14 protein-coding genes are annotated in these 13,353 nt (G+C 64.3%); 2 read left to right on the forward strand and 12 right to left on the reverse strand.

Features of this window, described 5'->3' with window-relative positions; all coding sequences use genetic code 11:
• Positions 1 to 12: 12 nt before the first annotated feature.
• From XH90_RS07065 to pqqA, 12 genes are all read right to left on the reverse strand, one after another.
• Complete coding sequence (locus tag XH90_RS07065; RefSeq protein ID WP_194479865.1) at positions 13 to 483, reverse strand: DsrE family protein; 471 nt, start codon at positions 481 to 483, stop codon at positions 13 to 15.
• A 32-nt stretch (positions 484 to 515) separates the two neighbouring features.
• Entirely contained in the window at positions 516 to 1,136 is a 621-nt protein-coding gene (locus tag XH90_RS07070) for a hypothetical protein (RefSeq protein ID WP_194479866.1), read from the reverse strand.
• A gap of 173 nt (positions 1,137 to 1,309) precedes the next feature.
• Positions 1,310 to 2,365 (reverse strand): 2-oxoacid:ferredoxin oxidoreductase subunit beta, encoded by a 1,056-nt coding sequence (locus tag XH90_RS07075; RefSeq protein WP_194479867.1) that lies wholly within the window; start codon positions 2,363 to 2,365, stop codon positions 1,310 to 1,312.
• A complete protein-coding gene (locus XH90_RS07080; RefSeq protein WP_194479868.1) occupies positions 2,362 to 4,209 on the reverse strand; it encodes a 2-oxoacid:acceptor oxidoreductase subunit alpha in 1,848 nt (615 codons plus the stop codon). The genes XH90_RS07075 and XH90_RS07080 overlap by 4 nt, the downstream gene beginning before the upstream one ends.
• Positions 4,179 to 5,978 (reverse strand): FAD-dependent oxidoreductase, encoded by a 1,800-nt coding sequence (locus XH90_RS07085; RefSeq protein WP_194479869.1) that lies wholly within the window; start codon positions 5,976 to 5,978, stop codon positions 4,179 to 4,181. Before XH90_RS07085 ends, XH90_RS07080 begins: the two co-directional genes overlap by 31 nt.
• A 238-nt stretch (positions 5,979 to 6,216) precedes the next feature.
• Positions 6,217 to 6,894, reverse strand: a complete 678-nt coding sequence (locus XH90_RS07090; RefSeq protein WP_194479870.1) for a DUF4286 family protein — start codon at positions 6,892 to 6,894, stop codon at positions 6,217 to 6,219.
• Between the two features lie 27 nt (positions 6,895 to 6,921).
• Positions 6,922 to 7,908: a prolyl aminopeptidase gene (pip, locus tag XH90_RS07095; protein ID WP_194479871.1), complete on the reverse strand. Its 987-nt coding sequence runs from the start codon at positions 7,906 to 7,908 to the stop codon at positions 6,922 to 6,924.
• A complete protein-coding gene (pqqE, locus tag XH90_RS07100; protein ID WP_194479872.1) occupies positions 7,898 to 9,091 on the reverse strand; it encodes a pyrroloquinoline quinone biosynthesis protein PqqE in 1,194 nt (397 codons plus the stop codon). Before pqqE ends, pip begins: the two co-directional genes overlap by 11 nt.
• Positions 9,088 to 9,399: a pyrroloquinoline quinone biosynthesis peptide chaperone PqqD gene (pqqD, locus tag XH90_RS07105; protein WP_194479873.1), complete on the reverse strand. Its 312-nt coding sequence runs from the start codon at positions 9,397 to 9,399 to the stop codon at positions 9,088 to 9,090. Before pqqD ends, pqqE begins: the two co-directional genes overlap by 4 nt.
• Before the next feature lie 10 nt (positions 9,400 to 9,409).
• A complete protein-coding gene (pqqC, locus tag XH90_RS07110; RefSeq protein ID WP_194482611.1) occupies positions 9,410 to 10,165 on the reverse strand; it encodes a pyrroloquinoline-quinone synthase PqqC in 756 nt (251 codons plus the stop codon).
• Positions 10,166 to 10,200: 35 nt separating this feature from the next.
• The gene (gene pqqB / locus XH90_RS07115) at positions 10,201 to 11,130 is read right to left on the reverse strand and encodes a pyrroloquinoline quinone biosynthesis protein PqqB (protein ID WP_194479874.1); all 930 of its coding nucleotides are present in this window, start codon (positions 11,128 to 11,130) and stop codon (positions 10,201 to 10,203) included.
• A gap of 118 nt (positions 11,131 to 11,248) precedes the next feature.
• Positions 11,249 to 11,329, reverse strand: coding sequence for a pyrroloquinoline quinone precursor peptide PqqA (gene pqqA / locus XH90_RS07120; protein ID WP_007595659.1), 81 nt, complete (start codon positions 11,327 to 11,329; stop codon positions 11,249 to 11,251).
• Positions 11,330 to 11,578: 249 nt separating this feature from the next.
• Between pqqA and XH90_RS07125 the strand changes: the two genes are divergently transcribed.
• Together XH90_RS07125 and XH90_RS07130 are read left to right on the forward strand one after the other, a co-directional pair.
• Positions 11,579 to 11,836: a hypothetical protein gene (locus tag XH90_RS07125; RefSeq protein ID WP_194479875.1), complete on the forward strand. Its 258-nt coding sequence runs from the start codon at positions 11,579 to 11,581 to the stop codon at positions 11,834 to 11,836.
• Positions 11,837 to 11,952: 116 nt separating this feature from the next.
• Positions 11,953 to 13,353, forward strand: coding sequence for an amidase family protein (locus XH90_RS07130; protein ID WP_194479876.1), 1,401 nt, complete (start codon positions 11,953 to 11,955; stop codon positions 13,351 to 13,353).

The raw sequence follows: 13,353 nt of genomic DNA on the forward strand, positions 1-13,353 counted from the left end.
ACCCTTCGCGGCTCACGGCCGCAAATACAGGTACCCCTGCGACTGAAGCTCGGCCAAACGAACCACGCCGCCTTTCTCCGCACTCACGAATCCCGGCAGCAGATCCTTCAGCGTGATGTTCTGCGCCTTCATCGTGTTGCCGCAGGCGGCGAGCTCGACGCCGTCCTTGGAGAAATCACCGATCCGCTTGCTGATATCGGGATTGGCTTGCGCGGAGTGAAACGCCTTCAACGCCGGGCCGTGGATCACCAGCGCGAGCGTGACATGGTCGGGGCCGCCGACGCCGTCGATGTGGTTCTGGATGTTGCCGAGCACGAAATTGACCTTGTCGGCGTCAGCGAGGTGATAGACGACCTTCAGCTTGTCCGGTTTGTTATCTGACTTTTCAGCTGCAGCCTTTTCAGTTGCAGCCTTGGCGCGCGATGCGGCAAAGGCTGCGCCCAGCGCCGAGACGGTGCTCCACAAGATGTTGCGGCGGTTCATGACGATCTCCCTCAATTTTGCTGAGAGACATATCACTTGTGGCGCAGCGCGGCGAGTTCCTTGCGGTCGGTTACGAGCGCGGCGCACTCGCTGTTGTCGACCCGGTCGAGCCGAAAAATCCCGTCGTCCTGGCCTGCGACCAGCGTTCGGTCTTCATCTTCAGTCGGATTGTCGTGCAGCCAGATCCTGATGCGTTCGAACCGCACGATGGCTGACTTGTCGTCCTTCGACAGGGCAATGCCGAGGCCGCCGCCCTCGCAATCGACGCCGCAGCCGAGGCGGACCTCGTTGCCGTCCTTCGTGAATACAGCGTGGTGGCAGGAGCCGCTGGAGTCGAAATCGCTGCTGCGGTTGCGATAGCGGAAGCCGAGCCGGAACGAGTTGCGCAGCTGATTGTCCACTTCGTAGGTCTCCGCCGAGACCAGCAGCTTCATCGAGGCGACCTTCTGCTTCGGATGCTGCGCCAGATGTGCGGCATCGTAGCGGCGGACGAAGCAAGCATAGGCCGTCTTGCCGGGCGGTCCCGCATAGATGCGCGCGTTGAAGGCCTCGGCCTCGCTCGCGGTGGCCTCGTGGATGTCGCCGGCCTCCTCGGCTCGGGCGACGCCGATGAAGGCCACAAAGGCCAGCGGAAGGATGAGGGCAAGCTTCATGATGACACCGGGGCTTCAGCCATGGACGGCCCGCATCGCGCGGCGAGGGCCAACTGGCCGTTAGTCGCAAGCCGCGCATGGCGCGTTCAACTGCGTTCCCTCCGGCAGCCTCGCGCAAGGTTCCAGGCTTCCCCCTTGCGCAGGAGAGGTCAAGGACCGATGCCGGTAATGCGTCACCGCAGGCTGGCGTTGATCTTGTCCAGCACCGCCGAGCCCGGGCACAGCGTGTCCGCTTCCAGCGTGTTGAGCGGCGTCTCGACCGTGTTGAGATGGCTGTGCAGATCTTCCGCGTCCGGGTCGACATAGAGCAGCCCGGTGACGATCTGGCCCTTGGCCGCGTGCTTGGCGAGGAAGGTCTGGGCGCCCAGCCGGTCATGCGGATCGTAATCGGCGTCGATCTTGCGCAGCGCGATCTTGCTGCCGTCATGCTGCTCGACCACCTGCACCGTGCCTGGCGCATAGTCCACCGCGATGGGATCGCGGCCGACCAGCACGTCGAGCCGGTTCACGGCATCGTTGTGCTCGCGGACGTAATCAAAACTCTTGGTCGAGCCCGCGTGGTTGTTGAAGGCGATGCAGGGGCTGATGACGTCGATGAAGGACGCGCCCCTGTGCCGGATCGCGGCCGCGATCAGCGGCACCAGCTGGGTCTTGTCGCCGGAGAACGAGCGCGCGACAAAGGTCGCCCCCAGCTGCAATGCGATCGCGACCAGGTCGATGGCGTTGTCGGTGTTGGTCACGCCCTTCTTGCTCTTCGAGCCGCGGTCGGCGGTGGCCGAGAACTGGCCCTTGGTCAAACCATAGACGCCGTTGTTCTCGACGATATAGGTCATGTTGACGCCGCGCCGGATCGAATGCGCGAACTGGCCGAAGCCGATCGAGGCGGAATCGCCGTCGCCGGAGACGCCGAGATAGATCAGGTCGCGGTTGGCGAGGTTGGCGCCGGTGAGCACGCTGGGCATGCGGCCGTGCACGGAGTTGAAGCCGTGTGAATTGCCGAGGAAGTAATCCGGCGTCTTCGACGAGCAGCCGATGCCGGAGATCTTTGCGACGCGATGCGGCTCGATCGAGAGTTCGTAGCAGGCCTCGATGATCGAGGCCGTGATCGAGTCGTGGCCGCAGCCGGCGCACAGCGTCGAGATCTTTCCCTCGTAGTCGCGGTGCGTGTAGCCGAGGTCGTTCTTCTTCAGACCCGGATGATGGAACTTCGGCTTGGCAATATAGGTCATGACACGGCCTTGCGGAGCGGGGTCACCTTGAGGTGATCCTGGTGGTCGCCAATGGCTTTTGCGATGAAGCGCGCGGTGATCGGGGTGCCGTCATAGTGCACGATCGGCACGAGGCGGACGGGATCGATCCCGTTCTCGTTGACGATGAGTTGACGGAGCTGGCTGTCGCGGTTCTGCTCGACGACGTAGACGAAGTCGTGCTCGGCGAGGAAGCTCGCCACGCTGGAGTGGAACGGGAAGGCGCGGATGCGCAGGCGGTCGAGCTGATGCCCGCGCGCCTCGAGCAACCCGATCGCCTCGTCCATCGCCGGGGAGGTCGAGCCGAAATAGATCACGCCATATTTTGTCGGCCGTTCGGCATTGGCCTGCAGCGGCCGCGGCACCAGGTCCTGCGCGGTCTCGAACTTGCGCACGAGCCGCTGCATGTTGTCGGCATAGACCGAGCCTTCCTCGGAATAGCGCGCATAGCGATCACGCGAGGTGCCGCGGGTGAAGTAGGAGCCCTTGGTTGGATGCGTGCCGGGATAGGTACGATAGGGGATGCCGTCGCCGTCGACGTCGAGATAGCGGCCGAAGTCGCGACCTTCTTCCAGCATCTCCGCGGTCATCACCTTGCCGCGGTCATACTGCTTGGCATCGTCCCACTTCAGCGGCCGGCAGAGCCGATGGTTCATGCCGATGTCGAGGTCGAGCATCAGGAAGATCGTGGTCTGCAGCCGCTCGGCGAGATCGAAGGCGGCCGCCGCGAACTCGAACGCCTCGGCCGGATCTTCCGGGAACAGCAGCACATGCTTGGTGTCGCCGTGCGAAGCATAGGCGCAGGCGATGATGTCGCATTGCTGGGTGCGGGTCGGCATGCCCGTGGAGGGGCCGGCGCGCTGGATGTTCATGATCACGGCCGGGATCTCGGCAAAGTATGAGAGGCCGATGAATTCGGTCATCAGCGAGATGCCGGGGCCCGAAGTGGCGGTGAAGGCGCGCGCGCCGTTCCAGGAGGCACCGATGACGATGCCGATCGATGCCAGCTCGTCCTCGCCCTGAACGATCGCATATTTCGCCTTGCCCGTTTCGGGATCGTGCCGGTACTTCTTGCAGTGGGCAGTGAAGGCTTCCGCCACCGACGAGGACGGTGTGATCGGATACCAGGCGCAGACGGTTGCGCCGCCGTAGACGGCGCCGAGGGCGGCTGCGCTGTTGCCCTCGATGAAGATGCGATCGCCGACCTTGTCGGATTTCTTCACCCGCAGCCCGATCGGGCATTTCAGGTTCTGCAGAGCCCAGTCGCGGCCGAGATGCAGCGCGTGGACGTTGGAGGAGAGCAGCTTCTCCTTGCCCTTGTATTGCTCGCCGATCAGTTGCTCGATCAGTTTCGGATCCATCTCGAGCAGCGCACTGAGCGCGCCGAGATAGATGATGTTCTTGAACAGCTGGCGCTGGCGCGGATCGGTGTAGGTCGAGTTGGTGATGGCGGTGAGGGGAACGCCGATCACGGAGATGTCGTCGCGGAATTTGGTCGACGGCATCGGCTTGGTGGAATCGTAGAACAGATAGCCGCCCGGCTCGATGCCGGCGACGTCCTTGTCCCAGGTCTGCGGATTCATCGCCACCATCATGTCGACGCCGCCGCGGGCGCCGAGATGGCCGTCTTCGGTCACGCGCACCTCGTACCAGGTCGGCAGACCCTGGATGTTGGAGGGGAAGATGTTGCGCGGGGACACCGGCACGCCATGGCGCAGGATCGCCCGCGCGAACATTTCGTTGGCGCTGGCCGAGCCCGAGCCGTTGACGTTGGCGAAGCGGACGACGAAGTCGTTTACGCTGCTGATCGGCTTTTTGTCGGACATGTCGAACCTGCGTGAGTCATCTCGATGAAATATTTCTGCATGTCCCAGGCCCCGGTGGGACACCGCTCGGCGCATAGCCCGCAATGCAGGCAGACGTCCTCGTCCTTGACCATGACGCGCCCGGTCTTGAGATCGGAGGAGACGTAGAGATCCTGGTCGGGGTGCGGCGAGGGCGCCTTCAGCCGATGGCGCAGATCGCCTTCCTCGCCATTGTCGGTGAAGGTGATGCAATCCATCGGGCAGATGTCGGCGCACGCGTCGCACTCGATGCAGAGCGAGGTCGAGAACACCGTCTGCACGTCGCAGTTCAGGCAGCGATGCGCTTCGCCGAGCGCGAGCTTGACGTCGTAGCCGAGCTCGACCTCGGTCTTGATGTCCTTCAGCGCGATCACCTTGTCGCGATGCGGCACCTTGAAGCGCTTGTCGATCGAGATGTCGTTGTCATAGCTCCATTCATGGATGCCCATCTTCTGCGAGGAGACGTTGACCTCCGGCAGCGGCCGTTCGGTGATGTCCTCGCCCGACAGCATCTTGTGGATCGACAGCGCCGCATCATGACCCTGCGCCACCGCCCAGATGATGTTCTTCGGACCGAACGCCGCGTCGCCGCCGAAGAACACCTTCGGGTTGGTCGAGACGAAGGTCTTCGGGTCGACCTTGGGCATGTGCCATTTGTCGAACTCGATGCCGCAATCCTGCTCGATCCAGGGGAAGGCGTTCTCCTGGCCGACCGCGACCAGCACGTCGTCGCAGGGAATGGTCTGATCGGGGTCGCCCGAAGGCACGAGGTTGCGGCGGCCTTTGGCGTCATATTCGGCCTTGACGTGCTGGAAGGTGACGCCGATGAGCTTGCCGGCGACATGCTTGAACGCCACCGGCACCATGTAGTTGAGGATCGGAATATCCTCGTGGATCGCGTCCTCCTTCTCCCAGGGCGAGGCCTTCATCTCCTCGAAGCCGGAACGCACGATCACAGTGACTTTCTCGCCGCCGAGGCGGCGCGCGGTGCGGCAGCAGTCCATCGCCGTGTTGCCGCCGCCGAGCACGATCACGCGCTTGCCGATCTTGTCGGTGTGGCCGAACGACACGGACGAGAGCCAATCGATGCCGATATGGATGTTGGCGGCGGCTTCCTTCCGACCGGGAATGTCGAGCTCGCGGCCGCGCGGCGCGCCGGAGCCGACGAAGATCGCGTCGTATTTCTCCGCGAGCAGCGCCTTCATGCTCTCGATGCGGTGACCGCCTTTGAACTCGACGCCGAGACCCAGGATGTAGCCGGTCTCTTCGTCGATGACGGAATTGGGCAGGCGGAATTTCGGGATCTGCGTCCGCATCATGCCGCCGGCTTCGGGATCGCCGTCGAACACGGTGCAGTGATAGCCGAGCGGTGCGAGATCGCGCGCCACCGTCAGCGAGGCGGGACCGCCGCCGACGAACGCGACGCGCTTGCCGTTCTTCGCGGTCGGATGCGGCAGGCGCTGCTTGATGTCGTCCTTGAAGTCGGCGGCGACGCGCTTGAGGCGGCAGATCGCCACCGGTGTCTCCTCGACGCGTCCGCGGCGGCACGCCGGCTCGCACGGACGATCGCAGGTGCGTCCCAGGATTCCTGGAAACACGTTCGATTTCCAATTGATCATATAGGCGTCGCTGTAGCGGCCTTGCGCGATCAGTCGGATGTATTCGGGAACCGGGGTGTGCGCCGGACAGGCCCACTGACAATCGACCACTTTGTGAAAGTAGTCGGGGGCCGCGATATCGGTCGGTTTCATTCCTACCCTCGTCCGCGCAGGCTCAAAGACCCGGCGGCCTCTTCTTGAGCTTGTCGGACGCTTAATGTGCGTCGATCTGGTTTCTGAATGACGTCATCGGGTTAGCTTATTGGAACGGTTCCGAAGTACAACGCCAAATTTGCGCGCTTCCCCGCTTTCATGGGAGCTGCGCGCGTACAGCATTAACGGCCGCAAGCAAGATGCGTGCGGTGCAATATGTTGCAATGCGGATAGACGCTCAGCGGCTCGTGATGTCGCCCTTTGCGAGATCCCACATCAGGTTGTAGGTGCCGACGGAAACGGGCAGCGGGAACGGCGCGGCGGCCGGGCCGGTGAAGCGTTCGGCAATGACGGCCGAGACCGCGCCGACATGCGTGCCATCGATCAGCACGAACCAGTCGCGTGCACCTTCGTTGCGCACGGCTGGAATATCCGCCGTGGCGCCCGACAATTCCGGCTCGCTTTCGAGCAGATGCATCGAGATGATGCTTGCGCGGTCTTGTGGCGCCAATTTTTCTTGCAGTGCATCACGCCATGCGCCGGCATTGTCCGGCGTGGGGCGCAGCCGCACCAGGCCGAGCGCGGCGCCGCGGCCGGTGCCCTTGCTGATGGTGATGCGTGCGACCACGCGCAGCATGTCCTTGAAATGCGCCATGGTTCGCCGCGACCATTCGGTCTGGTTGGCGAGCCGCGCGCGGTAGGCGGGACTGTCGAGCACCTCCAGCGTCGCGGTCGAGTACAGCGAGAGATATTTGGGATTGGCGGCGTGCGCGACATAGCGGCGCGCCTCCAGAAAGCCCTCGATCGCGACGCGCTCTTCCAGATGCTCGCGATCGTACCAGCGGTTGAAATCGGCTTCGTCCGCTGCGTCGATGTTCATCGACGTCAGCAGCATGCCTGTCCCGGCGAGCGGCATCGTTCTTGTTGCCCTTGCTTTCGCGCGTCAGCGCGCGGCCTTCGACGCGAGATCGGCGATCGACTTCATGACCGCGTCCCGCACGCCGGCATCATAGAGCGAATGTCCGGCCTCTTCCACGATCCTGACCTCGGAACCCGGCCAAGCTTTTGCGAGCCGCGCCGATGTCTCAGGAGGGCACAACAGATCGTAGCGGCCCTGCACGATGATGCCGGGAATGCCTTTGAGCCTGTCAGCGTTTCGCAACAGCTGGTCTTCGCTCATGAAGGAGTTGTTGATGAAATAATGCGCCTCCATGAACGGCGTCGCCGGCAACGTGCGCCAGACGTTGAGCGAGGCGAGGTCGATCCGCGTCTTGGCCGCCTTGTGCTCCGACAGCGCGCGCTCGGTATCGTGCCAGGCGCGCGAGGCCGGGCCGTGCACGGCGGGATCGGCATCGAGGATGCGGCGATAATAGGCTTGTACCGGTTGGGCGCGCTCTTCCGGCGGCAGCACGCTCAGAAAATCCTCGTAGAGCGCGGGATGGAATTCTGCCAGGCGCGAGGTGAAAGCGGTCTCGACTTCGCCTTGCGTGCCCAGAAACGTCGCACGCAGCGCAATGCCGGAAACGCGCTCGGGATGGGCCTCTGCATACGCCAGCGCCAGCGTCGCGCCCCAGGAGCCGCCGACCACCATCCAGCGTTCGAATCCGAATTTTTCGCGGATCTTCTCCATGTCCGCGATCAGATGCGCCGTGGTGTTGTGCTCGCGCGAGCCCTTCGGCCGGCTGCGGCCGCAGCCGCGCTGGTCGAACAGCACCGCATGCATGCGCTCGGGATCGAACAGACGGCGGTGGTCGGGCTGGCAGCCGGAGCCGGGGCCGCCATGCAGATAGACCGAGGGGATGCCGCCGGCGCAGCCGACGCTTTCGACATAAAGCTCGAAGCCGTCGCCGACGTCGAGCATGTCTGAGGTCAGCGGCGCAAAGGGATCGGCGCGTCTGGCCGCGGTGCCTGCGTCGGCGTCAGGCATCATTCCCGGATTCCAGGGTGCCGCCGGCGAAGTTGCGGTAGAGGAAGCGGTTGGTCTCGCCCTCGGCCTCGCGCTCGGCCTGCTTGAAGATGGTCTCGTGCAGCGGCGACAGCGCGCAGGCAGGGTCGGTGTTGGCGGCATCGCCGGTCAGCGCGAAGGCCTGGCAGCGGCAGCCGCCGAAATCGATCTCGCGGAATTCGCAACTCTTGCAGGGCTCCTTCATCCAGCCGGTGCCGCGATAGCGATTGAAGGCCTCCGAGTTCTGCCAGATCCAGGCGATCGAATGGTTGGAGCGCACCGATTCGAACTCGAGCCCGGTGATGCTCTCGGCGGCGTGGCACGGCAGCACCTTGCCGGCGGGCGAGATGTTGAAGAACTGCCGGCCCCAGCCGCCCATGCATTTCTTCGGTCGCAGCGCGTAATAGTCGGGCACCACGTAGTCGATCGCGAGCGTGCCCTTCAGCCGCTCGCGCGCCTCCTCGACGATGCGGGTGCATTCGTCGAGTTGCGCCACGGTCGGCATCAGCGCGGCGCGGTTCTTCAGCGCCCAGCCGTAATACTGGACATTGGCGACCTCGAGCCGGTCGGCGTCGAGATCGATGGACATCTGGATGATCTCGGGGAGCTGGTGCAAATTCTGCCGGTGCATCACTGCGTTGACGGTCAGCGGCAAATCCAGCTCGCGCGTCCACTTCGCGACTTCGAGCTTCTTGCGGTGGCCGCCCTTGTAGCCGGCGACGCGATCGGCGAGGCCTTCCTCGATGCCCTGGAACGAGATCTGCACGTGGCACAGTCCGGCGTCCGCAAGCTCGCTGAGCCGCTCGCGCGTCAGCAGCACGGCAGAGGTGATCAGGTTGGTGTAGAGGCCGACGTCGCTGGCATGCTTCACCAGCTCGACCAGGTCTTTCCGCGCCGTCGGCTCGCCGCCGGAGAAGTGCACCTGCAGCACGCCGATCTCGGCGAGCTCGCTCAGCACCTTCTTCCATTCGTCCGTGGTCAGCTCCTTGCCCGAGCGGTCCAGCTCGACCGGGTTGGAGCAATAGGGACATTGCAGCGGGCAGCGATGGGTGATCTCGAGCAGCACCGCGAGCGGGATGCCGAAGGTCTCCGCCGTCGAGCGTTGCTTTTCCAGCACCGCGAGGCTGTCGCCGGCATGAGGCGGGACGATTGGGAGCACATCGCTCATGGCGTCTTCTCCCTGGCCTCCGTGAGAAAGCCCTTGTCGGCGAGATCCTGCAGCATGGCGATGACATCGGTCAGGATCGCCTCGCGCGGAGCCGCGTATTTCGCCGCCAGTTGATCGGACACGTCGCCGACATTGCGCTTGCCGTCGCAGAGCTGCAAGACCTCGACGGCGATCTCGTCGGGCGCCAGCACGCGTTCCGGCGCCAGGATCACCCAGACCTTTCGCGTCTCGTCGTATTTCAGCTTGGCATGCCGCGGCAGCACGGGGCGGCTTGCCTCGCTGACGCTGATGTTCCGCGGCCCGGCCATGCTCTATTCCCTAACTCGCTTTGGGCACGAACGCGCCCGGCGGAATGTTGCCCTCGACATAGGCGTGCTGGAGCGCATCTAACTGCACCCACAGCACGTTGGTCTTGAAGATCAGCGCGTTGCACACAAGCGCGCGCTGCTCCGGCGTCGTCGCATGGGTCCTGACATAGTCGAGTGCAAAGTTGGCATCGCGCGGCGCCTGCGTCAGGCGGCGCTTGAAATAGCTCATGATGTCAGGATTGACGAAGTCGTAATGCTGTAACATGCCGGCGATGCGCTCTTCGTGAATGCTCGGCGCGAACAGCTCCGTAAGCGAAGAGGCGATCGCCTCCAACGGGCTCTTCTCGCGGCAGTAATGGACGTAAGCCTCCACCGCAAAGCGCGTTGCAGGGAGAATTCCCTCGGTCGATTCCACATAGGCCGTGTCGAGCCCGAGGCCTTCGGTCAGCTTCAGCCAGCGCTCGATGCCGCCCTCGGAGCCGACATCGCCGTCATGGTCCTCGATGCGGTGGCGCCATTCCAGCCGCGTGGCGCGGTCGCGGAAGCGCGAGATCACCACCGCGTCCTTGATCGGGATCGTGCTCTGGTAATAGTAGCGGTTCAGCGCCCAGGCCTGTACCTGGCCCTTGTTCAGCTTGCCGCCGTGCAGCAGCTTATGGAACGGATGCAGGCTGTGATAGCGCGTCGCGCCGATATGGCGCAGCGTCGCCTCGAGCTCTTCGGCCGAATTCAGCCTGATGTCCTTGCCGATCGAGAGCGCGGTCATTCCGGTCATGTTTAGTCCAGTCTTGGACGTGGCATTCACAGCACGATCTCCGTTCCGTCGGCCGGTATCTGCCATCCCGCCGCCTCGGCAATCTTGCGTTCGGGCGAGGCGGGCAGCAGCGCCGGGTTCGAGTTGTTGATATGCAGAAATATCTTCCTGTCGATATTGAGGTCTGCCAACCGTGCAATCGCACCGTCGTCGCCGGACATTGCGACGTGGCCCATGCTCTTGCCGGTCTTGTGGCCGAGCCCGGCCCTGATCATCTCGTCGTCCTCCCACACCGTGCCGTCGAAGAACACCAGCGCCGCACCGTCGATCTCGGCCTTGAGCGCGTCGGTGATTTCGGCGCAGGCGGCGATGAAGTAGAAGCACTTGCCTGATGACTTGTCGGTGATCTTCAGCCCCAGCGTATCGCCGTCGCCGCTCTCGCCGCCGGGATGCGCCTTGCCTTCCAGATACCAGGCCGACTTGCCGGGCACCGCGAAGGCCAGCACTTCGAGGCCTGAGCGCGCGCCGTCGGGCAACCGTGGCTCGAACGGCTCGCTGATCCCGATCGGCTGGCGCTTGACGTTCTTCTCGTTCAGCACGTTGAAGATGCTGTTGCTGGCCATGATCGCCAGCACCTTCTCGTGCGCATAGACCGTGAACGGCGAGCCCTCGCGCATCGACAGCAGGCCCGCGACCGCATCGACCTCGCTGTTGGTCAGGATCACGCCTGCGACAGGCGTGTGGCGCAGCGCGCCCGCCTTGGGATGGAGCTGCGGCGTGGCATTCAATTGCTGGCGCAGATCAGGGGAGGCGTTGATCAGAAACCAGTGCTCGCCGTCGCCGCTGAAGGCAACCGAGGCCTGGGTTCGAAAAAGCTCATGTCCATGGCTGCGGGCCGCGCGGCAGCCCTGACACCCGCAATTCCATTGCGGGACTCCGCCGCCAGCCCCGGCGCCCAGGACGACGACGCGAAGCATGATCCGTCTCCTGGAGGCAACGTCGCGAGGTGGATCTCAGGCCGTCACGGTTTCCATCGTGCGGAAACGGATCGTGACAGAAAGACCCACCTGCGCAGAACGCATACTCACCAACCGCTCACTTGCGGGTGGCGCTCACATACATGTTGATTTCCATGCCGCAGGGCACTTCGACGATCTTGGGGGCTTTCCAGGCCATCTCGGCTCTCCTTATTCGCGAATTCGGACGTATCCGCCCGGGGTTAAATTACTGCGGGCGTGAAAGTTCGCCAGTGAAATTTTCCCGAGCATGGGCATGTTGCGTCGCGAAACTCGGCTGGGGAACAGTACTTTCTGGTGATACGGCCTTGCGTCTGGCGCATTCGGTCGCGAACCCTGTCCTGATAAAGCAGTTGTGAGTGCAGTGCAGCTTTCAATCCGGTACAGGCGGCTCTAGCTGGATCTCGTGATGCCCAAATATTTCTTCAACACCCGTATCGGCGATGAACTGATCGTGGACCCCGACGGCGAGGATCTGCGCAACCCCGATCGCGCCTGGGAGGTCGCCCGCCAGATGATCCTGGAGGTTGTGAAGTCCGAAGGCGCCCAGCCGGCCCTGCTCGAGGCGGTCATCGAGGTGACCGACGACGACGGCGAGATCGTGCTGGAGTTTCCCTTCAGCGAGGCCCTGCTGGACATGCCGGACGAGTCGGCGACGAGGCACTAGGCGAAAGGGCAAGTTGCGAGCGTGGCGGGGAGGTGAGCCAACTTGCTCCCCTGCGAAATCCGCATGGCTTTGCTGCGGTCCCGGCGCTAAAAGACGCCGGTCACACGGAGCACGTCATGCAAGATCTCTGGCGCCTGTCGGCTGCCGACCTCACGACCCTCGTCAGGTCCAAAAAAGTATCCGCCCGGGAGGCGGCCAAGGCCGGCCTCGACCGTCTGGACGCCGTCAATCCCAAGCTCAACGCCGTGATCGACCACCGGCCGGAGGACGTGCTCAAGCAGGCCGACGCCGTCGATGCGGCGATCGCGCGGGGCGAGGACCCCGGCGTGCTGGCGGGCGTGACCGTCACCATCAAGGCCAATGTCGACCAGGAAGGCTTCGCCACCACCAACGGCCTGAAGCTCCAGCGCGATTTGATCGCGCGCGAGGACAACCCTGTCGTCGCCAATTTCCGCAAGGCCGGCGCGGTTCTCCTTGGGCGCACCAATTGCCCGGCCTTCTCCTATCGCTGGTTCACCACCAACCTCGTCCATGGCGACACCAGGAACCCGCGCGATGCGTCGCTGACCCCCGGCGGCTCGTCCGGTGGCGCCGGCTCGGCGGTCGCGGCCGGCATCGGCCACATCGCCCACGGCACCGACATCGCCGGCTCGATCCGCTATCCCGCCTATGCCTGCGGCGTGCACGGCCTGCGTCCGACCCTCGGCCGTATCCCAGCCTTCAATCCGGCGCTGCCGGAGCGCCCGATCGGCCCGCAGATCATGGCGGTCTCGGGTCCTTTGGCCCGCACGGTCAACGATCTCAGGATTTCGCTCGCCGCGATGTCGGCCCGCGACGTCCGCGATCCCTGGTATGTGCCGGTGCCGCTGGAAGGCCCCGCGCGCGAGAAGCGCGCCGCGATCTGCCTCAACCCGGACGGCCTTGCCACCACACCCGAGGTGAAGGCGGCCGTGACCGACGCCGGCAAGCGCCTCGAGCGCGCCGGCTGGACCGTCGAAATGATCGAGAACACCCCGCCGATGCGCGAAGCGGTCGAATGGCAGCGCAAGCTCTGGCTGGGCGATGCCTTCGAGGCGCAACTCGAAATGGCGGAGCGCGAGGGCGATCCCGGTGCGCTGGCGTGCCTGCGCGGCAACCGCGCCAAGGTCACGCCAATGGACCAGGCCAACTACGCGAAGGCGCTGACCCGCCGCGCCACGCTGACCCGCGACTGGATGCTGTTCTTCGAGAAATACGCCGTGGTGCTGACGCCCGTTTCCGGCGAACTGCCGTTCCCCGATCATCTCGACCGCAAGGACGCCGCCTCCTTCGAGCGCGTCTGGGAGGCGCAGCTGCCGCAGATCGCGACGCCCTTCATGGGATTGCCGGGCCTCGTCGTCTCCACCGGCCTCGTCGGCAAGATTCCTGTCGGCGTGCACATCGTCTCCGGCCGCTATCGCGAGGATCTGTGTCTGCTCGCCGGCGAAGCGATCGAGGCGGGCGGCGTGCCGCCGTCGCCGATCGATCCCGTGGGCTAG

The organism is Bradyrhizobium sp. CCBAU 53338, from assembly GCF_015291665.1.
Classification (GTDB): domain Bacteria; phylum Pseudomonadota; class Alphaproteobacteria; order Rhizobiales; family Xanthobacteraceae; genus Bradyrhizobium.